The organism is Shewanella sp. TC10 (assembly GCF_009663145.1).
Classification (GTDB): Bacteria; Pseudomonadota; Gammaproteobacteria; order Enterobacterales; family Shewanellaceae; genus Shewanella.
Map to the genome: position 1 here is coordinate 1 of NZ_VKHR01000064.1, position 23960 is coordinate 23960.

The 23960-nt window shown below is 38.8% G+C and carries 21 protein-coding genes; 8 read left to right on the top strand and 13 right to left on the bottom strand.

Annotation, left to right across the window (positions count from 1 at the left end; genetic code table 11):
• Positions 1 to 179: 179 nt before the first annotated feature.
• Positions 180 to 1619, bottom strand: a complete 1440-nt coding sequence (gene pyk / locus FNZ24_RS17995) for a pyruvate kinase (RefSeq protein ID WP_153916220.1) — start codon at positions 1617 to 1619, stop codon at positions 180 to 182.
• 206 nt (positions 1620 to 1825) lie between these two features.
• The gene (locus FNZ24_RS18000; protein ID WP_076541003.1) at positions 1826 to 2680 is read right to left on the bottom strand and encodes a MurR/RpiR family transcriptional regulator; all 855 of its coding nucleotides are present in this window, start codon (positions 2678 to 2680) and stop codon (positions 1826 to 1828) included.
• A 330-nt stretch (positions 2681 to 3010) separates the two neighbouring features.
• Here FNZ24_RS18000 and zwf point away from each other — a divergent pair, with 330 nt between their 5' ends.
• From zwf to FNZ24_RS18030, 6 genes are all read left to right on the top strand, one after another.
• Positions 3011 to 4483: a glucose-6-phosphate dehydrogenase gene (zwf, locus tag FNZ24_RS18005; RefSeq protein WP_153916221.1), complete on the top strand. Its 1473-nt coding sequence runs from the start codon at positions 3011 to 3013 to the stop codon at positions 4481 to 4483.
• 10 nt (positions 4484 to 4493) lie between these two features.
• Complete coding sequence (gene pgl, locus FNZ24_RS18010) at positions 4494 to 5192, top strand: 6-phosphogluconolactonase (protein ID WP_153916222.1); 699 nt, start codon at positions 4494 to 4496, stop codon at positions 5190 to 5192.
• Between the two features lie 11 nt (positions 5193 to 5203).
• Complete coding sequence (gene edd, locus FNZ24_RS18015; RefSeq protein WP_153916223.1) at positions 5204 to 7030, top strand: phosphogluconate dehydratase; 1827 nt, start codon at positions 5204 to 5206, stop codon at positions 7028 to 7030.
• Between the two features lie 19 nt (positions 7031 to 7049).
• The gene (locus FNZ24_RS18020; RefSeq protein WP_153916224.1) at positions 7050 to 7691 is read left to right on the top strand and encodes a bifunctional 4-hydroxy-2-oxoglutarate aldolase/2-dehydro-3-deoxy-phosphogluconate aldolase; all 642 of its coding nucleotides are present in this window, start codon (positions 7050 to 7052) and stop codon (positions 7689 to 7691) included.
• A 194-nt stretch (positions 7692 to 7885) separates the two neighbouring features.
• Positions 7886 to 8920: a PH domain-containing protein gene (locus FNZ24_RS18025; protein ID WP_153916225.1), complete on the top strand. Its 1035-nt coding sequence runs from the start codon at positions 7886 to 7888 to the stop codon at positions 8918 to 8920.
• 81 nt (positions 8921 to 9001) lie between these two features.
• On the top strand, positions 9002 to 9460 hold the full coding sequence (locus tag FNZ24_RS18030) for a GNAT family N-acetyltransferase (protein WP_153916226.1): 459 nt from the start codon (positions 9002 to 9004) through the stop codon (positions 9458 to 9460).
• A 94-nt stretch (positions 9461 to 9554) separates the two neighbouring features.
• Here the strand turns inward: FNZ24_RS18030 and FNZ24_RS18035 are convergent, their stop codons facing one another.
• The 4 genes from FNZ24_RS18035 to yfbR all read right to left on the bottom strand — a co-directional run bounded on the left by FNZ24_RS18035 (position 9555) and on the right by yfbR (position 15402).
• On the bottom strand, positions 9555 to 10130 hold the full coding sequence (locus FNZ24_RS18035) for a DUF1569 domain-containing protein (protein WP_153916227.1): 576 nt from the start codon (positions 10128 to 10130) through the stop codon (positions 9555 to 9557).
• 228 nt (positions 10131 to 10358) lie between these two features.
• A complete protein-coding gene (gene adhE, locus FNZ24_RS18040; RefSeq protein ID WP_153916228.1) occupies positions 10359 to 12977 on the bottom strand; it encodes a bifunctional acetaldehyde-CoA/alcohol dehydrogenase in 2619 nt (872 codons plus the stop codon).
• Positions 12978 to 13341: 364 nt separating this feature from the next.
• Positions 13342 to 14721, bottom strand: coding sequence for an anti-phage deoxyguanosine triphosphatase (locus tag FNZ24_RS18045; protein WP_153916229.1), 1380 nt, complete (start codon positions 14719 to 14721; stop codon positions 13342 to 13344).
• Between the two features lie 69 nt (positions 14722 to 14790).
• Complete coding sequence (gene yfbR, locus FNZ24_RS18050) at positions 14791 to 15402, bottom strand: 5'-deoxynucleotidase (RefSeq protein ID WP_153916230.1); 612 nt, start codon at positions 15400 to 15402, stop codon at positions 14791 to 14793.
• Positions 15403 to 15589: 187 nt separating this feature from the next.
• Here yfbR and FNZ24_RS18055 point away from each other — a divergent pair, with 187 nt between their 5' ends.
• Positions 15590 to 16498, top strand: a complete 909-nt coding sequence (locus FNZ24_RS18055) for a hypothetical protein (RefSeq protein ID WP_153916231.1) — start codon at positions 15590 to 15592, stop codon at positions 16496 to 16498.
• A 92-nt stretch (positions 16499 to 16590) separates the two neighbouring features.
• On the opposite strand, the gene FNZ24_RS18060 is transcribed toward FNZ24_RS18055, so the two are convergent.
• Positions 16591 to 17439 carry an endonuclease/exonuclease/phosphatase family protein gene (locus FNZ24_RS18060; RefSeq protein WP_267463737.1) on the bottom strand — a complete coding sequence of 283 codons (849 nt, stop codon included), beginning with the start codon at positions 17437 to 17439 and terminating at the stop codon, positions 16591 to 16593.
• 184 nt (positions 17440 to 17623) lie between these two features.
• Between FNZ24_RS18060 and cls the strand changes: the two genes are divergently transcribed.
• Entirely contained in the window at positions 17624 to 19075 is a 1452-nt protein-coding gene (cls, locus tag FNZ24_RS18065; protein WP_153916232.1) for a cardiolipin synthase, read from the top strand.
• Positions 19076 to 19183: 108 nt separating this feature from the next.
• Here the strand turns inward: cls and FNZ24_RS18070 are convergent, their stop codons facing one another.
• From FNZ24_RS18070 to FNZ24_RS18095, 6 genes are all read right to left on the bottom strand, one after another.
• Positions 19184 to 20398 carry a pyridoxal phosphate-dependent aminotransferase gene (locus FNZ24_RS18070; RefSeq protein ID WP_153916233.1) on the bottom strand — a complete coding sequence of 405 codons (1215 nt, stop codon included), beginning with the start codon at positions 20396 to 20398 and terminating at the stop codon, positions 19184 to 19186.
• Between the two features lie 333 nt (positions 20399 to 20731).
• Positions 20732 to 21292, bottom strand: a complete 561-nt coding sequence (efp, locus tag FNZ24_RS18075; RefSeq protein WP_055023990.1) for an elongation factor P — start codon at positions 21290 to 21292, stop codon at positions 20732 to 20734.
• Positions 21293 to 21339: 47 nt separating this feature from the next.
• Positions 21340 to 22647 (bottom strand): elongation factor P maturation arginine rhamnosyltransferase EarP, encoded by a 1308-nt coding sequence (locus tag FNZ24_RS18080; RefSeq protein ID WP_153916234.1) that lies wholly within the window; start codon positions 22645 to 22647, stop codon positions 21340 to 21342.
• Positions 22648 to 22858: 211 nt separating this feature from the next.
• A complete protein-coding gene (gene fldA, locus FNZ24_RS18085) occupies positions 22859 to 23386 on the bottom strand; it encodes a flavodoxin FldA (protein ID WP_153916235.1) in 528 nt (175 codons plus the stop codon).
• Positions 23387 to 23435: 49 nt separating this feature from the next.
• A complete protein-coding gene (gene ybfE, locus FNZ24_RS18090) occupies positions 23436 to 23708 on the bottom strand; it encodes a LexA regulated protein (RefSeq protein ID WP_055023987.1) in 273 nt (90 codons plus the stop codon).
• Between the two features lie 8 nt (positions 23709 to 23716).
• Positions 23717 to 23938, bottom strand: coding sequence for a DUF2788 domain-containing protein (locus tag FNZ24_RS18095; RefSeq protein ID WP_102527253.1), 222 nt, complete (start codon positions 23936 to 23938; stop codon positions 23717 to 23719).
• Positions 23939 to 23960 lie beyond the last annotated feature (22 nt).

Below are 23960 nucleotides of genomic sequence, written 5' to 3' on the forward strand. Positions count from 1 at the left end.
GTTTGATTAGTCATAAAAAAACCACCTCAWTGAGGTGGTTTTTTTATGACTAATCAAACTGACGAGTAAACAAATTTTTGGTTTAACATTAATTGGTTTACTATCAATTTAGCTTTCTTACAAGTGACTTTCTTACTACTGGCTTTTAAAAAGCAACTTAAACAGAAAGCTCGAAACGATTAAGCTACCACTAAGACTTTACAAGTGTTAGTGCCGCCAACAGTTTCCATCGCATCGCCTTTAGTCATCAATACCATGTCACCTGATTTAAGGTAACCCGCTTTTGCAACAGCTTTTAAAGCCTCTGTTGCTAATGCATCTGCAGCTACAGCAGTTGAATCAAATTGGACTGGCATAACACCGCGGAATAAAGCTAACTTCGCTAATGTTTTTTGATGACGAGATAGTGCAAAAATCGGTAATGAAGAACTGATGCGAGACATTAGCTTAGTTGTCTCACCTGATTCAGTTAAGCTAATTATAGCTTTAACGCCTTCAAGATGGTTTGCTGCATACATAGTCGAAAGGGCGATTGTTTCTTCAATAGAATTGAACTTTTGATCAAGTCTATGCTTAGAAGACATCACAGATGGATGTTGCTCCGCACCTCTACACACATTGCCCATTGCTAATACTGTTTCTTCAGGGAAGTCACCAGCAGCAGTTTCAGCTGAAAGCATTACTGCATCAGTGCCATCAAGAACAGCATTTGCAACGTCCATAACTTCAGCACGAGTTGGCATTGGACTTGAAATCATAGATTCCATCATCTGCGTTGCTGTAATAACGACTTTGTTCAGCTGACGAGAGCGCTTAATAAGTTTCTTTTGAACAGCAACTAATGCAGCGTCGCCAATTTCAACACCTAAATCACCACGAGCGACCATGACAGCGTCAGATGCTTTGATCACATCGTCCATTGCTTCGTCAGTACCGACTGCTTCAGCACGTTCTACTTTAGAAACGATTAACGCAAAGCTACCTGCATCTTCAGCTAACTTACGTGCGTAATCTAAATCAGCACCAGTACGTGGGAATGAAACGGCTAGGTAATCAACTTGAATTTGCGCCGCAGTTAAAATATCTGCTTTGTCTTTATCAGTTAATGCTGGAGCGGTTAAGCCGCCGCCTTGTTTGTTGATACCTTTATTGTTTGATAAAGGACCTGCAACAGTAACAGTAGTGAAAACTTTCTGACCATCAACTGAATCAACACGAAGCTGAACACGACCGTCATCAAGCATTAAGATATCACCAATAGTGACATCGTTTGGCAATTCTTTGTAATCAATACCAACTTGCTTTTCGTCACCTTCACCTTTGCCTAAGGCTGCGTCTAATACAAAGGTATCGCCTAAGTTCAATTGAACTTTCTTGTTATCTTTGAAAGTAGAAACACGAATTTTAGGACCTTGTAAGTCGCCTAAGACTGCAACATGAACGCCTAATTCTTTAGCGATGTTACGTGCGTCAGTGGCGCGTTTTAGGTGATCTTCTGGTGAACCATGTGAGAAGTTAAGACGTACCACATTTGCACCCGCTGCGATGATTTTACGTAGATTGTCATCACGGTCAGTTGCTGGGCCAAGTGTAGTAACGATTTTAGTTCTGCGGAACATAAGATACTCCGTTAATTTAAAGAAAAAGAATTCGGTACAAATAATGAAACTATATTAACAGAGATTTTGGTATTTTGTAGGAAAGTTACAAACAAAAAGAACGGTTTTAGTGTTTTATTTTTGTGACAGAATCGATCTTTAGGCAAAAAAAAGGCCGAACAGTCATAACTGTTCGGCTTTTTAGACCTGTAATTTAAAGGCAATATTTAAATAGTAAGATCTTTATTAACGCGAGATTCTTTTAAAACTTCTTTAACACGCTTCAAATTGTCACGGAAACGTGGGCCTCTGCGCAGAGTAAAGCCTGTTGCTAGCACATCGATAGTAACAAGCTGTGCTAAACGAGAAGCCATTGGAAGGTACATGTCTGTGTCTTCTGGTACTTCCATCGTCACTGGCAGGGTACATTCATGGGAAAGAGGAGAGTTACGAGCTGTGATACCGATGACAGCTGCACCGTTTTCACGTGCAATTCGGGCAATCTCAATCAGTGACTTAGTACGACCCGTATGAGAAATAAGAACGACTACATCACCTTCATCACATCCAATACAGCTCATACGTTGCATTAATACATCATCAAAACATATGACAGGTACATTAAATCTGAAAAATTTATTTTGAGCATCATGGGCAACTGAAGAAGAAGCACCGAGTCCAAAAAATGAAATTGTTTTAGCTTGTGTAAGAATATCAACCGCTTTGTTGACTGCGACTACATCTAAGCTCTGGCGGGCTGTATCAAGGGATGCCATTGAAGATTCGAAGATTTTTGTTGTATAAGATTCTGGTGAATCATCTTCTTCAACATGGCGGCTAACATAAGGTGTTCCGTTAGCGAGACTTTGTGCCAGATGTAATTTAAAATCAGGGAAACCCTTAGTGTCTAAACGACGACAAAAGCGATTCACCGTTGGCTCACTGACGTCAGCCATTTTTGCTAGCGTAGCTATACTTGAGTGAATAGCTGTCTGTGGCGAAGATAAGATAACTTCGGCCACTTTACGCTCTGACTTACTAAATTGTGTAAGGCTTTTTTGCACCTTTTCAAGGGTATTCATAAGCAATTGTCCGCTAAAATGGATGATGTAATTTTATATCATAAATTACATTTTAAGTGTAAATGAAGTAATTTTCGTACTTCTATAAACGTTATGTAGTCACTTTACTGAGTTATTTTGTAACTATAAAGAGTTAGTACAGTAATTTTATCACCAAAATACTATCAGGTTTTATGTTAAAAAGGCTAGATACAAGACAAACGAATATTTTCAAATTATAGATGCATAAATCAAATTCTGTTGTTATATTACAACAAAAGTGTGTTTTAAATCATCGGCAGCAAAAAATAATAGCCAATGAGCACACAATATAAAGGAGTATGTAAAGCAATGAGTAACTCATCATCAGGGGCTAAGGCTTGCGATTTTGTACTTTTTGGTACGAAGGGCGATCTCGCGAGACGTAAATTACTGCCTTCACTTTATCAATTAGATAAAGCAAACCTGCTAGATAAAGATACGAAAGTGATCGGTGTCGCTAAAGATGCTTTCACTCAAGAAGAGTTTATCGCCTTAGTTCAAAAAGCTCTAAACACTTTTGTTAAAGACGAATTGTGTGAAGAGACCCTCGAAAGATTTATTGCTCGTTGCCACTATATAGGCACTAATTTTACGGAAGCTGAAGGTTATAAAGCTTTCCATGACTTACTAGAACCGACAAAACGCGTCATGGTAAGTTATTTTGCAACTCCTCCTTCAATCTTTGGTGATATCTGCCGCTGTCTAAACGAACAAAACTTAATTCATTCTGATACGCGTATTGTGCTTGAGAAGCCAATCGGGACTTGTCTTGAGTCTTCAAAAGTTATTAACAACAAAGTTTCAGAATATTTCAACGAAAATCAGGTTTATCGTATAGATCATTACTTAGGTAAAGAAACAGTACAAAACTTGATTGCACTTCGTTTTGCCAATTCTTTATTCGCCTCTAAGTGGGATAACCGTACGATTGATCATGTACAAATCACTGTGGCAGAAGAAGTTGGTATTGAAGGCCGTTGGGGTTACTTTGATACCGCTGGACAAATGCGTGACATGATCCAAAATCATTTACTACAAGTGTTAACCCTCGTAGCAATGGATCCTCCAGTCAATCTTGATGCTGACAGCATTCGTGATGAAAAAGTAAAAGTACTTAAATCATTACGTCCTATTACTCCTTTTAACGTTTTTGAAAATACTGTCCGTGGCCAATACACAGCAGGTTTCTTAAAAGGCAGTCCAGTTCCAGGTTACTTAGAAGAAGAAGGTGCCAACGTTAAATCAAGCACAGAAACTTTCGTAGCCTTGCGTGTAGACATCGATAACTGGCGCTGGGCAGGCGTACCATTCTACTTACGTAGTGGTAAACGTATGCCGTTTAAGAGTTCAGAAATTGTGGTGTACTTTAAAAACCCACCATTAAATCTGTATCGCGACAGTATGCGTAACCTGCCACCGAACAAGTTGACTATTCGTCTTCAGCCTCATGAAGGCGTAGAAATTCAAATGATGAATAAAGTTCCAGGTTTGGAAGAAAAGCAACGTATTCAAACGACCAAGCTTGATTTAAGTTTCACTGATACATTCAAGAACGAACGCATTGCCGATGCCTATGAGCGTTTATTGCTTGAAGCCATGATTGGTAACCAAGCATTGTTTGTTCGCCGTGACGAAGTTGAAGAAGCTTGGACTTGGGTAGATGGCATTATGAACTCTTGGGAAAATGGCGGTGAAAAACCTAAGCCTTACCCTGCAGGTACATGGGGCCCAGTTGCTTCTGTAGCTCTTATCACTAAAGACGGTCGTTCTTGGGACGAGTAAGGATTTTAAGATGATTAAAGAATCTGTATTTAAGTCATTTGATACGCCAAGCGATTTAGAAGCTAAGTTAGCAGAAAAAATTGCTTCTCAGTTACAAGATGCTGTTGATAGTCGTGGCAAGGCGAGTCTTGTTGTATCTGGTGGTTCTACGCCGCTTAAATTATTTAAATTATTAAGTAATAAAGCTATTGATTGGAGTGATGTTTACGTCACTTTAGCCGACGAGCGTTGGGTTGATGCTGAAGATAACGACTCAAATGAGCGCTTAGTTCGTGAACATTTATTACAAAACCGTGCAGCAAGTGCCAAGTTTCGTGGTTTAAAAAATATGTTTGAAAGCCCAGAGAAGGGCTGTGATATGACGATTGAATCTTTAGCTAACTTCCCTAAACCATTTGATGTGGTGGTTCTAGGAATGGGAACAGATGGTCATACTTGTTCATGGTTCCCATGCAGTGAAGAGCTAGAAAATGCTTTCACCACCGATGCATTGTGCGCTGTAGTTAATCCAACTACTGCACCACATGCTCGCATTACCTTATCTAAAGGTGCGATTTTAAATAGTCGTCAAATTTACCTACATCTCGTTGGTGAATCAAAATTATCCGTATATCGCCAAGCGTTAGAAAATGACGATGTGAACGAAATGCCTATCAGAGCAGTATTAGCGCAGCGTAAAACGCCCGTTGATGTGTTCTATAGCGCTTAAAGGAGTCAATTATGCACTCAGTAGTTCAAGCTGTTACCGATAGAATTATCGAACGTAGCAAAGAATCTCGTGAAAAATATTTACAAGCTTTAAACGATGCAAGCGCAAAAGGTGTGCATCGTAGTGCGTTAAGCTGTGGTAATTTAGCCCATGGTTTTGCAGCATGTCAGCCAGCAGATAAAGAATCATTGCGTCAATTAACAAAAGCCAATATTGGTATTGTTACTGCGTTTAATGACATGCTTTCAGCGCATCAACCATATGAGACTTATCCAGACTTTTTAAAGAAAGCTTGTCAGGAAGTCGGTAGCGTTGCGCAAGTGGCTGCAGGTGTTCCTGCAATGTGTGATGGTGTGACACAAGGTCAACCAGGCATGGAACTCAGCTTACTTAGCCGTGAAGTCATTGCAATGTCGACTGCTGTGGGTTTATCTCACAACATGTTTGATGGTGCATTACTGCTGGGTATTTGCGACAAAATCGTACCGGGTTTATTAATTGGTGCATTGAGCTTTGGTCATTTACCTATGATGTTTGTGCCAGCTGGCCCAATGAAGTCTGGTATTCCTAACAAAGAAAAAGCACGTGTTCGTCAGCAGTTTGCTCAAGGCAAGGTCGATCGCGCTGCACTGTTAGAAGCTGAATCTAGCTCTTACCACAGTGCCGGTACTTGTACTTTCTACGGCACAGCAAACTCAAACCAGTTAATGCTTGAAATCATGGGGCTACAGCTTCCTGGTTCTTCATTTGTTAATCCTGATGATCCATTGCGTGATGAATTAAGCGCTATGGCAGCTAAACAAGTGTGTCGTTTAACCGAAATGGGCACGCAATATACACCAATTGGTGAAGTGGTTAATGAAAAATCTGTAGTCAATGGCATTGTCGGTATCCTTGCGACTGGAGGCTCGACTAACCTGACTATGCATATTGTTGCAGCAGCTCGAGCTGCAGGCATCATTGTTAACTGGGATGACTTTTCTGATTTATCAGACTGTGTGCCATTAATGGCTAAAGTGTATCCGAACGGTCATGCAGATATTAACCATTTTCACGCTGCAGGCGGGATGGCGTTTTTAGTAAAAGAATTGCTTGATGCAGGACTTATTCACGAAGATGTGAATACCGTAGCAGGATTTGGATTACGTAAGTATACCCAAGAGCCACGCATTCTAGACGGAAAACTCACATGGGTTGATGGACCGACTGAAAGTCTGGATAAAGAAGTCTTAACCAATGTTGATACACCATTCCAAAATAATGGTGGTTTAAAATTGGTTAAAGGTAATTTAGGCCGTGCTGTGATTAAAGTCTCCGCCGTACCTAACGGTAACCGTATTGTTGAAGGTCCTGCCGTTGTTATTGACGATCAAAACAAACTGGATGCGCTATTCCAAGCTGGCGAACTAGATAGAGATTGTGTCGTTGTAGTAAAAGGCCAAGGCCCTAAAGCGAACGGTATGCCTGAGTTACATAAACTAACTCCGTATCTTGGCACGCTTCAAGACAAAGGGTTTAAAGTTGCCTTAGTTACCGACGGCCGTATGTCAGGTGCATCAGGTAAAGTACCTGCTGCAATTCATTTAACGCCAGAAGCGTTAGATGGTGGAATGATTGCCAAAGTAGAAGATGGCGATTTAATCCGTGTTAATGCCGAAACCGGCGAATTAAGTTTACTTGTGGATGAAGCAACCTTAGCTGCACGTGTTGCCGGTAAAGTGGATTTACATCATTCAAGTTATGGCATGGGACGCGAACTATTTGGTGCACTTCGAAGTAGTTTAAGCAGTCCAGAAACAGGCGCTCGCAGTACCAGTGCTATTGACGAAATTTACTAATTTTAAGGAAGATTAACGAATGCTTGAGAATAACTGGACATTACAGCCACAAGATATTTTTAAACGCAGTCCGATTGTTCCTGTAATGGTTATCAATAAAATTGAGCATGCTGTACCGTTAGCGAAAGCGTTAGTCGCGGGTGGCATAAGTGTTTTAGAGATTACTTTACGCACGGAGTGTGCTTTAGAAGCAATTGAATTAATTGCTAAAGAAGTACCAGAAGCCATTGTGGGTGCAGGTACAATTTTAAATGAACTTCATCTACAGCAAGCCATTGATGCTGGTTCACAATTTATCATTACTCCTGGTGCAACAAAGGGATTACTTGAAGCTGCGAAAAAAGGCAATGTACCTTTAATTCCTGGCGTAGCGAGTATTTCTGAAGTTATGGTAGGAATGGAATTGGGTTACACCCATTTTAAATTCTTCCCAGCTGAAGCGTCTGGCGGTGTGAATGCACTTAAAGCATTCTCAGGTCCATTGGCTAATATCCGTTTTTGTCCAACAGGTGGTATCACGCCAACAAGTTACAAAAACTATCTAGCATTACCAAATGTAGATTGTATTGGTGGCAGTTGGATAGCTCCGACAGATGCAATGGAGCAGGGTGATTGGGGCCGTATTACTCAATTATGTAAAGACGCCATTAGCGCTCTTTAACATTTAGCGATTTGCTTAATTAAAAAACCACCTTTTGGTGGTTTTTTTATGTCTGTTAAATTATTAATATTATGAACAGTGTTAAAGTTATCCGGTTTATGTTTTGCTTAAATGGGCATTCTCTACTTTAGAAGAATGCTAACAAGTTTCAGGCCGTAGAACTTAAAGTTTGTGTTATGGATAAAGGATTATAGATGACAACACAGTCTCAAGTTTGGGTATCAAAAATATCGTTGATTAGTTTCTTGTTGCTTTTATTTGCTTGGTATTATTTTTTTAACACTGATAATTGGCTCAATGAATATGGCTTTGCTAATCAAGACTGGTTATTTTTAATTGATATAGCGATTTCGATGCCACTGATTTGTTTTTTATGTATCAAATCAGTCAATCAAGCACTCATTAAGTCCATCGGTTACTTTGCTTTATTTGTTACATTTGGCAGCTATTTTATCCCTGGTGAAGATCAAACTATTTGGCCTTATTTAACAGATTTACGTTACCTCATTTTAGTGATTTTTGTTTTTATGGAATTCAGTGCTATTTACTGTGTTTTTGTAGCAATTAAAAATGCAGTTAGTATAAAAACAGATCCTGATTTGGCGATTGAATCTGCTGTTAAGTCAACGTTTGGGGCGAATACGATTTCAAGTATATTGATACTAGAAGCCCGTGTTTGGTACTTTATTTTTTGTAGTCGATCCATAAACCCTAATTTGTATTACGGTGAACGTGCTTTTTTTTATCATTTCAAAGATAGTCAGCAATCCAACGCGCTTGGCTTTATTTTGATGATTGCATTTGAAATCCCCTTAATGCACTTACTTTTACATTTTATTTGGACGCCATTCGCTGCCAATATCATTACAGGTTTAACGCTGTTGAGTTTAGTGTTCTTCATCGCGGAATACCTTGCGATGTCCCTTCGTCCAATCACTATTGATAAACAAAACATATTTATTCGTTACGGGGTGTTCAATACTATGACCGTTCCGATATTAAATATTCAAAGTATCTCCACAAGTCATGGGTTTATTAAACGGCAACCTCATATTAAACGTTATAATTTCAGTGGTGTCCCTAATATAGAAATAGCATTAGCAACGCCAATAGGCGATATTACCCACATTTATATTGGCGTGGACAGTCCTAATGCATTTATAGATGCGGTAACAAGCCACAATCAGAAGTCTGATAAAATAACTGGCTTAGTAGGAAGTGTACGGTAATTAAGCGTGTGAAATTAAAAACATGCACCGCCAAAATCTACATTGGAAAATTTCAGAGTACTTATATCAGGCGAGAAACAATTGAACCTAAAATTTAGAAAAGCGGTAATCCAAGATTTAGATGTATTAAAAAAGCTAGAGCAACAAGTTGTGGAAGCTGAGCGACCTTTTAATTCATCAATAAAACCTGAAAATGCATATTACTATGATCTTGAAAGGCTACTAACTGACGAACAAAGTTACTTATTGGTTGGTGAAATAGAAGACCAAATTATCGCTACAGGTTATGTGCAAATTAGAGTCTCAAAACGATCATTAACGCATGATACACATGGCTACTTAGGTTTTATGTATGTTGCTCCAGAGCACAGAGGTAAAGGAGTTAATAAGTTATTAATTGACAAACTTATTGAATGGAGTAAGCAACGATTAGTAAATGATTTTTACCTTGATGTTTATGATGACAACAAAGCTGCAATGCGTGCTTACGAAAAACTTGGCTTTAGTAAAACCTTAGTTGAAATGAAATTAAACTTATAGTGTGTCCAACGTTTGTTAAGGTAATTAAGTATAAAATTAAGTATGAAATTAAGTATCAAATTTCACTTAATCAAGTGTTTAAATACTTATGGCTTTAGACATTTATTTCCACTAAATGGTTATTGAAATGCATAACATGGGCGAGTGCATATTCTTGTTTGGAAAGTTCGCCATAGGCAAAGTGAGGCTGCAGTTTACCTGTATAGGACTCAAAATCAATTAACGATGTTGTGAAACGATTCATAGCAGCAAGGATGTTTTGTGTTTTTAATTCTTGTAGCTGTTCCAGTACTGGCGCTCCAGGTATTGCCTCACTCAAGTTGTGGCTCATTTTTCCTTTTGCAACAAAGGCAGAGAATGCCAAGCTTCCAATTGTTTGTTTAAATACATCTGACTTATGCTCAGGATAACCCAACATAGAATATTCGACACTTTGTGCGCAATGGGTGAATATTTGATGCAAATTCCAATTTCCTGTGGTGAAGCTGATGTCATCTTCAGTTGCTGGGTTATCAAGCAACTGTTGTCTAAACTTCGATAATTTTGCAAGGGTGCCGCTGATAGTCAGTGGTTCAGTTTCTGTGTCGATTGAAAACCACAATACTCCCACCGAAGCAGTAGTTATTGTTCCGCCAGCAAATATGGTTTTTAAAAACAAACGACGATTCATTGAACATTCACTAGTAGGTGTTGGAATTTGTACGATTAGTAAAACAGAAGGTGAGTGCAACCGCAATAATTGCTTAGTTGTTTAACGTTTGTTTATTGTAAAGTGTTCGCAAACAAAAACGCTAGCCGATTCAAATTGAATGGCTAGCGTTGTAGTTTATTCTCTAATGATTTGCTTTATAGACTCATCAGTACTCTTTAGTTAATAAAGACTTAAAGCATCTAACAACTAAGCTTGTTTGTCTTGATACTGAGTACCATAAAAACTGTCGAGTAAAATTTGTTTAAGCTCTTTAATTAATGGGTAACGCGGGTTAGCGCCAGTACATTGATCATCAAAAGCATGTTCAGCTAATTCATCAAGTTTTGCTAAGAAATCAGCTTCATTAACACCTGCTTCTTGAATAGAAGCTGGAATACCTACTACTGATTTAAGTTCATCAATCTTAGCGATTAATAACTCGACTTTTTCATTGTCAGTGTTAGCAGTTTCGACACCCTCAATGTTTAAATGCTCGGCTATGGTCGCATAACGACAAAGTGCTTTAGGGCGATCATATTGGCTGAATGATGCTTGTTTTGTTGGCATATCAGTTGCGTTAAATCTAATAACGTTACTGATAAGCAGTGCATTTGCTAACCCGTGAGCTAAATGGAATTCAGCACCTAGTTTATGGGCAAGTGAGTGACAAATACCTAAGAAAGCATTTGCGAAGGCAATACCGGCTATTGTTGCGCCGTTATGGACTTTTTCACGTGCCACTGGGGCATTTGCACCTTGTTCATATGCTGCTGGTAAATACTTAACTAATAAGTCCAACGCTTGCAGTGCTTGGCCATCACTAAATTCATTGGCCATCACGCTGACATAAGCTTCGAGTGCATGGGTCACAGCATCGATACCACCAAATGCTGTAAGTGATTTAGGCATATCCATAACAAGGTTTGGATCGACAATCGCAATATTTGGCGTTAATTGATAATCAGCAATAGGGTATTTCATTCCACTGACTTCATCTGTCACAACGGCGAATGGTGTTACCTCTGAACCTGTCCCCGATGTTGTCGGAATAGCAACCATTTGCGCTTTGACACCTAACTTAGGGAATTTGTAAATACGTTTACGAATGTCCATAAATCTAAGCGCTAAATCAGCAAAATCAACATCTGGATGTTCGTATAACACCCAAATAATTTTAGCTGCATCCATTGGAGAACCACCGCCTAAAGCGATAATCACATCAGGCTGGAAACTTTGAGCAACTTTTGCACCTTGTTTAACAATAGCCAGTGTTGGGTCTGCTTCGACTTCATAAAAGACTTCAGTTTCTAGACCTTGGGCTTTTAAGATTTTGATTGTTTCATCACAATAGCCATTGTTGAAAAGGAACTTATCAGTCACGATTAACGCACGTTTTTTAGTTTCTAACTCTTCAAGTGCAATAGGCAAACTGCCGCGGCGGAAGTAGATTGATGATGGTAGTTTGTGCCACAACATATTTTCAGCCCTTTTCGCGACAGTTTTCTTATTAATTAAATGGCTCGGTCCGACATTTTCAGAAATAGAGTTACCGCCCCAAGAGCCACAGCCTAAGGTTAAAGATGGCGCTAGTTTAAAGTTGTACAAGTCACCGATGCCGCCTTGTGATGCTGGCGTATTAATCAAAATTCGAGCTGTTTTCATTCTAAAGCCAAAAGCTTTTACACGTTCACTTTGCCCATCTTGGTCTGTATATAATCCTGAGGTGTGTCCAATACCACCGAGTGTGACTAATGCTTCTGCTTTATCCATGGCATCGTTAAAGTCTGCTGCGCGATACATACCTAAAAGCGGGGATAGCTTTTCATGTGCGAAAGCCTCAGCATCGCTAATTTCTGTCACTTCACCGATAAGTACTTTGGTCCAACTTGGTACATCTATCCCTGCCATTTCTGCAATTGTAGATGCGCTTTGTCCGACTATGTCAGCATTTAAATTGCCATTTTTGAGGATTACATCTTGCATCGCTTTAGTTTCAGCGACTGATAGCATGTAGCCACCGTGAGTTGCGAAACGTTCTTTTACTTGATCGTAAATACTATCAACCACCACTACAGCTTGCTCTGATGCACAAACAACACCGTAATCGAACGTTTTTGACATTAAAATTGAGCTTACAGCACGTTTAATATCAGCTGTTTCATCAATCACAATAGGTGTATTACCAGCGCCGACGCCAATAGCTGGTTTACCTGATGAATAGGCAGCTTTTACCATTCCAGGGCCACCTGTAGCTAGGATTAAGTTAATTTGTTCATGAGTCATTAATTGATTAGAAAGGGCAACTGAAGGTTCATCAATCCAACCAATGATGTCTTTTGGTGCACCCGCTTCAATTGCGGCTTCAAGCACAATTCTAGCTGCAGTCGTTGTGGATTGTTTCGCCCTAGGGTGAGGCGAAAAGATAATCCCATTTCGGGTTTTAAGGCTGATTAACGCTTTAAAGATAGCAGTAGATGTAGGATTGGTTGTGGGTACAATACCGCAAATAATACCGACTGGCTCTGCAATGGTGATGGTGCCAAAAGTGACATCTTCGGCGATAATGCCGCAAGTTTTATCATCTTTATATTTGTTGTAGATATATTCAGAAGCAAAGTGGTTTTTAATCACTTTATCTTCCAATAATCCCATATTAGTTTCAGTTGCTGCCATTTTGGCTAATGAAATGCGTGCATCAGTAGCCGCGAGTGCAGCAGCTCTAAAAATCTTGTCGACTTGCTCTTGGCTAAAATTAGCAAACTCTTTTTGAGCTTTTGACACACGGTCAACAAGTTGGTTAAGTTGCTCAGTATTGGTGACAGTCATAATCACTTCCTTAAAAATAGTTAACTAAATAGTTTTAGGTAACGACTCTTATTAAAATGTAAAACTTGTATTTTTCTTGAATTCTTAAACCTTGTTATAAAATTACCTCTTTGGAGGCATGGATGTCGTGATCTACAGCACAAAACAACTGTTGATGTAATTTTATTACGAGATTAATAGATGGATTTGCGATCTGATCACAGTTTAAACATAGTTAAACTAGTTTAAGGTTTAATGACATGAAAGGTGGGATCACAAACACCAATACATTAGGAGATAAGGTGAACGGTAAGGTTGCGGAATTGTCTGCAGGTTAAGGACTCTAGATAGTGAGTCCTTATATGATTTTATGAAATGTCCTCATTTATCTTTCTAGGCTGATTTCAAAAATTCCGGCAGATTTAGGCCCGAAAAGTTGTTGATGTAAACGGCCAGCAAACTCATCAGTCATGCCAGAAATATAATCCGCGATAATACGCATTTCATTCGTGTTATTGTCTTTTGCATGTTGCCAACGTTCTTGAGTGTTTAATGGTAAAAGACGAAGAGGGTCCGATTCAAAAGCTTCAAATAATTCCATGACGATTTGCTGACCTTTGTATTCAAGCATTTGAATTTCAGGCTTGCGGATAACGTATTTAAAAACAAATTTCTTAAGTGTATCCAGTGCATCTGCAAAAGCGGGTTGTAATTTGGCATTAAATCTCAAAAGAGGTTCTTCGAAATGGTTATCTTCTGAAATAATAATGTCAGTGACAAAGCCATTAACTAGGGTACCAATGGCATCCTTTCTTAAATGATGTTGATGAGAAAACAACTTATCCGCGATAGTTTTAAACTCATGGCTTAGCCAAGGATCTTCACTTTCAGATAAATGATCAGCCACATCTTGTTGCCACTGCGTGGGAGTGACAATTCCCATTACGATAGCATCCTCTAGATCATGAACAGCGTAAGCAATATCATCAGCTAATTCCATGATGGAGCAATCAAAGGACTTAAATTGGGTTCTATGATGGGGATAGGTTTGGCTTGGACTAGGCTTAGCACTTATAAATCTATTTCGATCGCCAGGTGTTAATCCAGCTAATACCCAATCGTAAATGTCTTTATCGTCATCAAACAAACTTTTTACTGGCGGCCATTCTGATGGTTTAAGTTGGCGATGATTTTTAATTTCTTCTTGGCCTAAATCTACGTGCAATTTGTTATACAGAGCGGGGTATTTTAGGATCCCCAATAAAGTTCTACGGGTTAAGTTCATTCCCCAATATTGAGTGTATGGTTCAAGCCTTGCCAGAATACGAAAGGTTTGACCATTACCTTCAAATCCGCCGTGATCTCGCATCATATAATTAAGGGCAACTTCGCCGCCATGGCCAAAAGGTGGATGACCAATATCATGGGCTAGGCATAAAGATTCAATTAAACTCATTGAGTCAAGCAAGTTACTTATTTGTGGATATTTACGCTTAAGCTGTGCCGCAATGCCAGTACCAATTTGAGATACTTCAAGTGAATGAGTCAACCTTGTTCTAAAGAAGTCATTCATCCCAATACCATGAACCTGCGTTTTAGCTTGTAAACGCCTAAAAGCGGCTGAGTGGAGTATACGGGCGCGGTCACGTTGAAATGGACTGCGGTGATCATTGCGCCTCAGTTTATCTTCACCTAAGCGGCGGTCATGCCAAGGATTATGCTCATTTTCGCTATCAGTATTTTTGAATGAAATCGTATCCGGCATTGAGTCTCCTTATATCCACAACAAATTGCGCATAGTCTTATAAAGCTTAACTTAAATTGAACTAGTGTTTTATATCTGTGGATCGTTTTCAGTCAGTTTATCGAGTGTAGATGTACAGCTGTCGAGAAATATATCGATGAAGCATTTAACTTCAGGTAACTGTTGCTGCATTTCATTGAGCTTTTTATCTAGATTGTCTTTAACGTGATGGAACTCGTCGTTGTTGAATCTTAACTCGTTCATGGTTTTTACATAAGCTTGTAGAATATCTGCGGCTTTCACAATCGCTTTATAGTCGGGGTCTACCTCAGATTGAACTAATAAAGGTTCCATTTCTTCTCGTAAATCTTCAGGCAGCGAGGCTAAACATTCTTTTTCTGCAAGATCTTCAAGCTTTTTAAATGCTTTGGTAAATTCTGGGCTGTGATATTTGGTATTCGAATTAATATCTTGAAGCTTAGTTTCTGATACTTCATGGTAAAGTGCGATTGTGGCAGCTTTTTCAGGGTTTAAATTTCCCCCGAAACGTTTGTTTTTAATCACCACCAGTAAATGGGCGATAACTGCAACTTGATGACAGTGCTCAGAAACGTTTTCTTTTTGAAAACAATGCATCAATGCCCAACGTTCGAGTAGCGGCATGCGGGTGATCCATGCCATAAATGTACTTGGTTTCATCATCGTCCCCTAGAGAGTTTGTACTCACTGAAATCGGAATTTGTTAAGCCTTATAATAACAACACTACTTTAGTTAAACGCGGATCTCCAGCTAATCAATCTGTTTTTATTCAATATTTTATAACTAAAATTTGAAATAATATTGGCTTAGTTTTAATCTAGTTTATTGAATTGATTATAGAGTGCAAAAATGGATGATGCCCGTTGTATTGAGTTGAATAAAATCGTCACAAATGAGGACTTATATGTTTTAGACAATGTTAAGTCTTACCAATTTGTTTGCGATGAATGCGGCGTGTCGTTGATCCCTTGTTCCTATAAAAAATCAGTTAACCTGCGTAAACCTTATTTTAAAACCGGAAAAAATACTGAACACGAAGCAGGTTGCTATGCTAAAGCAACGTCTAAAATTCGTGAACAAGCTAAAACGAGTCGAATATCAACAGAAGAGGGCTTTCCTCTCGCTTACCCGAATCGATTTAGTCTTGCTGCAGTAAAATCAGCTAAGGTTATTAATGCGGGCAGCACTGATACCAAGCTAACTGGCTCTCAAAACAGTTCTTCTTTAGCAAATACAGGACGTACTAAAACTAAACAAAACTATGTCACTAGTTCATTTCAAAACTTGGTCGATCAATATTTCAACTTTCCGTTTGATCGAGACCGCGAATTAATTTTTGCAGGAATATCTGGCAATCAATATCAGCAAATATTTCAAAAAATTGCTAATCCCATCGGTAAACAAAAATTTCGTTTTCAAACTGATAAGCCCGAACAAAAAATCTTTTATAGCACCTTGTCTTGGGAAAAACCTGAAGTTGAAGAGCAGCTAATTTCTATCAAACTTTCAGCAGGATGGTGGCAACAAAGTGAAGGTAAAAAGAAAAATATCAGACCCTATTTTGTAGAGTTAAACACCCAAGAATGGCAAAAGTCTGTGTTAAATCAATTTATTGAGCGTCTAGAACAAATTAGGGATTTAGTGAAAGGCACTGATAAAAAGGCAATGATGGTGTTTGTGGGTGAGCAAGACTTTGAAGAAGACTTTTATCGTTTTAAATGCAATGAGCCAAGATTAATTTGCTTTAAAGTGTTTTAACTCTATCGATATGATTTACTCAGTTTTAGATTAATTTTTAGATTAATTTTTAGATTGATTTTTAGCCTAACAACTGGGTTAGCCAAAGTTTGTTATTGGAGCAACTCAAATTGAGTTTGAATTGGGTTATGATCAGATGCAGTCGTTTGGTCAGAATTTGCACTTACCAAACGTAAACCTCGGTAATACAGGTGATCTAACGGAAGTCCAAAAACACGTTTTCTAAAATCAACTTTGTATTGCGCTTCTTCAAGTCTCAATCCGTGAGCTAATTGCTTAACAATATCTAAGCGGCCATCACGCCAAGTATTAAAGTCGCCTGCTAAAATGACTGGTCCACGGTGAGCGGTAACTTTACTGAGGATTTGTTTAAATTGCGCTTCAAAGCTTGTTAAACGCACATCAAAATTAATCCCATGTAAATTAATCACTAGGAGTTGTTCTCTTGTTGATAATGGGTAACGGCTGACTAACGTTGATTTGGCAAAGCGAATTAAAGGTTCAGTAGTTTGATAAGCGCAGGCTTCATTAGCAGCTTGGGTAGAAACATTCATGACACCCATTGGGACATTCATCAACCTAAACCCTTTAGCCATAACAACATGAAACTTATTTTCTTCTAAATATTGTTGAAATGTAAGGTTTAATTTGGCTTCTTGAAGTAGAACTAAATCATTGTTTTGGGTTAAGTCTGTTAGCACTGGTTGCCAATTAAGTTTCTTCTGCTTGTATATATTCCAAACAGCAATATTTAATTTTCCATTTCTATCTAAGGAAGCAGGAGATGAGTGAGAGGAGCATTGCGATACGAAAAAAGGCGGTTGTTCACTCATCATTACCTCAGTTTTGCCATTTAAAGAAGCCACAAAGCCACAATAAGTTAATATTAACCCAACAATGAATAATAGTATTAAAGGGTACTTAAATTGCTTTGTGTTCAAAATACCTCTTTAAAACGGTTTGTTACCAATAACGGTTTGAGTTAGCTATCAATGTGTAAATATTCTTTAGAGATCGTTTTCAGATTACGCTATTTATGACCTTTGATGGAATATTCAGTACAATCAAACTTTACTATTAATTTATTACTAATTCACTATAAAGCTTAGGGCGAATCAGATACATATGGACCAATTAACCCAAATAATTGCTGTACTAGGTGTTTTCCTTTATTGGTTAATACTTGGTGGCGTGGCGACACGAATTGTGATTAAGCGGCGTAGTGTTGGGGTATCTTTCTCTTGGCTGCTGATTATTTACTTTTTACCTTTTGTGGGTGTGATCGCTTACATGTTGTTTGGTGAGTTACATTTAGGCAAAGCACGTTCTAGCCGCTCTAAAGGGATGTATAAACCCTACGGTGAATGGTTTTCTTCTTTGTATGAACATAACGCGCACCAACCGAACAGACAAAGTGAATATGCACATTCAATCAGTAAGTTATGTGATGCACAGTTGTCGATTCCCTCATTGATGTCAAACGAGTTAGTGCTCCAGCATACTCCAGAGCAAATCTTAACTTCTATCATTAAAGACATAAACGAAGCTAAAACAACTATCGATATAGAGTTCTATATTTGGCATCCAGGTGGTTTAGCTGATGAAGTGGCCTTAGCGTTAATAAAAGCTGCTGAGCGCGGCGTTGAAATTAAATTACTGCTTGATGCAGCTGGTAGTCGTCAGTTTTTTAAATCTCAATGGCCTGACCAAATGAAAGCTGTTGGGATAAATGTCGTCGCGGCGCTAATAGTGAGTCCATTAAGAATGTTTTTCAGGAGAATGGATTTACGTCTTCATCGTAAAATCGTCGTGATTGATAATAGTATTGGTTATACCGGATCGATGAATCTAGTTGATCCTAAATGTTTTAAGCAATCAGACGGTGTTGGTGAATGGATAGATATGATGGTCAGAATAACTGGCCCTGTAGTTCCAGTCCTAAACACTGTGAGTGCTTGGGATTGGGAAGTTGAAACAAACGAGCGGGTTATGCCAGCCAAACCGCCTGAAGCTCAATGTAGCGATACATCGTCTTTAGTTCAGGCCATTCCTTCAGGCCCAGGAATGCCAGAAGAAGTGATACATCAAGTACTGCTACAAAGTTTATATCAGGCGCAACAGAAAATTGTAATCACGACTCCATATTTTGTACCAAGTGAGCAATTACTGGATGCACTAGTGACTGCCTCTTTACGAGGTGTTGATGTGAATATCATTATTCCTCGTAAAAATGATTCCACCATGGTGAAGTGGGCGAGTAGTTCATTCTTTACTGAACTATTAGATGCTGGGGTTAATATACATCAGTTTAATGGTGGCCTATTACATACTAAGTCAGTGCTTATTGATGATGAACACTGCCTGATAGGTACGGTAAATATGGATATGCGCAGCTTGTGGTTAAATTTTGAATTAACTTTGGCTGTTGATGACATTAAATTTGCAGCTAGGTTAGGGGCTTTATTGCAAAGCTATATAGATGATTCTGATATTTTAACTGTAGAAGAGTGGGAGCAGCGTCCAATGTACAAACGATTCATTGAACAAGTTTTTTATCTATTTAGTCCTTTGCTTTAACACACACTATTCAACTTTATCTTTATCATAAAACAAAAAGCCACTGTAACTTTTACAGTGGCTTCATATTGGATCAGAAACCAATTGCGGCGATTGTGATAATTGCGGCTACTGGGAATAGTCTTCTAAAAAATTACCAAAATCAGTTAATGCTTTTGATAGATCTTCTTTGTGAGGTAAAAACACCACACGGACATGGTCAGGCTCAGGCCAGTTGAACGCGGTGCCTTGAACTAATAGTATTTTTTGAGATTTTAGTAAGTCTAAAACTAAGCGCTCATCATCACGTAAGTTAAACTTTTTCATATCTAACTTAGGGAATGCATATAATGCGCCTTTAGGCTTTTTAACGCTTACACCTGGGATACTATTTAATGCATCAAAACACACATCACGTTGGGCTGTTAAACGGCCATTAGGCAGGATTAACTCATTAATACTTTGATAACCACCTAAAGCGGTTTGTATTGCGTGTTGGTTGGGTACGTTCGAGCATAAACGCATTGAAGCGAGCATGTCTAAACCTTCAATGTAGTTTGCCGCAGACTTTAGATTTCCACTGAGCACCATCCAACCAACACGGAAACCTGCAGCTCGGTAGGCTTTTGATAAACCATTAAAAGTGACCGTTAAAATATCATCAGAAAGTGATGCTGCATGGGTATGAACAGCCTCATCGTATAAAATTTTATCGTAAATCTCATCTGCAAATAAAATGATGTCGTGTTGACGACAAAGCTCAATTACATCTAACAGTAATTCTTTACTGTAAACTGCACCCGTTGGGTTATTAGGGTTAATAATCACTATGCCGCGAGTACGTGAAGTAATTTTACTTTTAATGTCTTCTAAGTCAGGAAACCAATCCGACTCTTCATCACAGCGATAGTGAACGGCTTTACCACCAGCAAGGTTCGCTGCTGCTGTCCACAGGGGATAATCAGGCGAAGGGATTAATACTTCATCGTCAGTATTTAATAAGCCTTGTAGTGCCATACAGATTAACTCTGATGCGCCATTACCGATATAGACGTCTTCTATATCGATACCATGGATCCCTTGTGCCTGATAATGCTGCACAATGGCTTTACGGGCTGAGAATAAGCCTTTAGATTCACAATATCCTTGCGCGCTTGGTAAGTTTAAAATCACGTCACGAACGATTTCTTCAGGGGCCTCAAATCCAAATGGGGCAGGGTTACCGATATTGAGTTTTAAAATACGGTGACCTTCGTCTTCAAGACGTCTGGCTTCTTTATGTACAGGACCACGAATGTCATAGCACACACTATCGAGTTTATTGGATTTGATGATGGGACGCATACTTGCTTAACCTTACTAATACGACTTAAGTCTGCGAACAATAACGAATTTAATCGGGATATAAAAGTATTTTTTATCTTAAAATGACTCTTCGCCAGTATTATGTTCTGCGCATTTAGTTTGGGGAGGTTTAGTTTAGATGATTATTTTGGTTTGAGGTTGTTTTATAGTCGATGTGATTTAGAGTGCGGTGTTTGAAAGTTTAAGTCACTAATTGAATTAATTATCGTTAACTCGTTTATTTCTAAAAACAAAAGCAACTAAAAACAATAAAAAAGCCAGCGATTGCTGGCTTTTACATTATTGTCGATTAGACACTCATTTATTTGAGCACTAAACGCGCTTTTTAAATTCGTTAGTACGAGTATCGATTTCGATTTTATCGCCAATTTTAACGAATTCAGCAACAGTAACAGTACCGCCACCAGTAATGGTTGCTGGCTTCATTACTTTACCTGAAGTATCGCCACGAGCAGCAGGCTCTGTGTAAGTTACTTCACGTACGATGGTGACAGGCAGTTCAACTGAAATTGCTTTACCTTCGTAGAAAGTAACAGAGCATTGCTCTTCCATACCGTCAACGATGTAAGCCGCAGCATCACCTAAGTTGTCAGCTTCAACATCATACTGGTTATATTCTGCATCCATGAATACATACATAGGATCTGCATAGTAAGAATAAGTACAATCTAGACGCTCTAAGATAATGTCTTCCATCTTGTCTTCACCTTTAAAGGTGGTTTCAGTGGTAGAGTCTAAAAGAACGTTCTTAAGCTTCATTTTAACGATTGCAGCGTTACGGCCAGAGCGAGTTGTTTCAGTTTTTTGAACAACCCATGGGCTGCCATCTAACATGATCACGTTACCAGGACGGAGTTCATGAGCAGTTTTCATTACTTTATTCCTATGTTTTAGGTATTAATTTTTAATTGCGCAGTATCTTAGCTGGTTTTCACAAATTCAACCAGTCGAGAAGCAAGATCTGCATCCTTTTTAGCTTCAATCGGCCAATGTTTAGCATGTTGCTGTAAAGCCGACTGGGCTGAAATTAGTTGTTGCCAATGTTCTACGACATTGGATTCTTGTTGATTGAAGGCAAAATTGGTTTTAGACCAAGCATTTGCAGCATCAGCTTCAAGGTTCAAGCAGTAGATATTAACAAAAGCCTGTAATTTTACTAGATGATAATCATCTTCTTGCGGGTATATGTGCCAAATAAACGGTTTTGCGGCCCACTGTGCGCGCAAAAACGAGTCTTCTCCGCGAACGATATTAACATCACAACTCCACAATAATCGGTCAAACTGGGTTTGATCTGTCATGGGCAATATATGAATAGTCAAATTACCTATGATAAATTGTTGGCCCGCCGTTATCTTATCAAGTGGGGTGTTAAGCAGGTTTTCAATACTAGCTAAACTTTTTCCTAATGGTATTAAGGCGTGAATGCTTGTTTGTTTTGAATTATCTTGAGTGCCAGTATTTGCCCAGTAGTCACACAAAGCGGTTAGGGCAAGTGTCTCGTAGCTGAATACACTGATAACAAAGTCATCGGCTTTTATACCGCTTAATCCTAGCTTTTGAAATAAAGCTAATTTATTCGTATCCGATGATTGCCATTTATCTCGTTGATTAAACAAATCAGACTCACAAATTAACCCACCACTTTTAGATGTAAAACCCGGAAAATAAAAATGTTTGTTGATCCCGCTCACTTGCATAGAAGGTAAACCATGACAACCATCTACCCAGTCTTCAGCTGACAGATACTCTAGGTTTAGCCATACAGGTGGTTTGCTGATGACCTTAATAGCTTGGTTTACGGCTTCGTTGGTGGCTTCGGTTGGTTCAAGTGATGACAAACTTGATGTCATTGATTGTTGGACATTTGCTTTACTTTCTTGATGCAACTCATTAATAGTTGATAACACTTGTGATGGTAATTCACAGGCGAAAGCCTCTATTACAACGTTCCCTGGTTCATAGCAAATATCTAATGGCTTATTCCATTTAAAAATATTCACACCAAAGAATTGTTGCTGAGATAATGTCTTATCGAGTTCAGGCAAAATATGTGAAAAACTGTTTAGGTCATCAACCCATAAATTAATATCAATTTGGTATTCTGCTGCTAATTGTTTTGCAAGGCGCCAGGTTACGCCAATATCACCGTAGTTATCCACGACAATACAGAATATATCCCAATGGGGTGATTTATATGAACCGGCTGCTGGTGTATCAAAGGACATGTTGGCTTGCCTTAAACGATTATGCTTTCAAAATACACTCACGGGATAAATAGAAAAGTTTGAGTGAATCTTTTAATTAATTCTCAGGTTAAAAAGTATCAGGTTAAAAAAATACCAGGTTCAAAAAAAGCGGCCATTGCCGCTTTTTTATTGTTTAGTAAGGCACTAACGATTAGTACAGTTACTAACTAATAGCCCATCACTAACCTAATTAGTCTTCTAATTCAGCTAAGCACATTTCTTCATAAATCTGCTTAACCCAAGCGTCTACACGCTCTTCAGTTAGTTCTGGTTGACGATCTTCATCAATCCCTAAACCAACAAAGTGCTTATCATCTACTAAGCCTTTAGAAGCTTCAAAGTCGTAACCTTCAGTTGGCCAGTTACCAATAATGATACCACCACGTTCAGAAACAATGTCACCTACCATGCCCATGGCATCAAGGAAGTATTCAGCATAATCTTCCTGATCACCACAACCAAAGATTGCAACTAACTTGTCAGTAAAGTCTACTTGCTCAAGTTCTGGGAAAAAATCATCCCAATCACATTGTGCTTCACCGTAATACCAAGTTGGAATACCAAAAAGAAGTAAATCGAATTCAGCGATTTGTTCTTTTGTGCTTTTGGCGATGTCTTTAACATCTACCATTTGCTTACCCAGTTTCTTCTGGATCATTTTGGCTACAGCCTCGGTGTTACCAGTGTCACTACCGAAAAAAAGACCTACAGTTGCCATTGGCTATCCTTTAAATATCTAGTTCGCTTTGCGAATTATAAAAAATGGTTCAGTTGTCGATTTGTTGTTGCAGGATTAATTCGATTAACTGGCTACGGCTGATGTTACTGGCCAATGCTTGTTCGTTCAAGGCGTCATACAAAACTTGTGACACCTTTAACTCTATTCGTTTTAATCCATTAGCGCGATCACGTTGGATCTGATTACGCTTGTTGATTTTTAGCTGTTGTTCCCGACTTAGGGGATTGCTTCTTGGACGTCCACGACGTTTTTCAGAAGCAAACAGGTCAATCGTTGTTCTATCTGTTGATTCTTTTGCCATCGTTTTGTTTAACCGATGCCTGAGCCTTCCCAGGTCATCTGAATAATACCTTTTGCTACAAACCCGGCACAGCCAAGGAATAATACTAACCAAACGATATATCGACCAAACTTAGGCACTTTACCTTGTTTGAGTACATCGTGAATTGCCATGCCGATAAAGAAAAATATTAAAGCAAAAAACAAGTTTAGACCGAGAGTCTCAATTTGATCCATGTATTGATTCAACATGTTTTTACCTTCAGTTTTACTT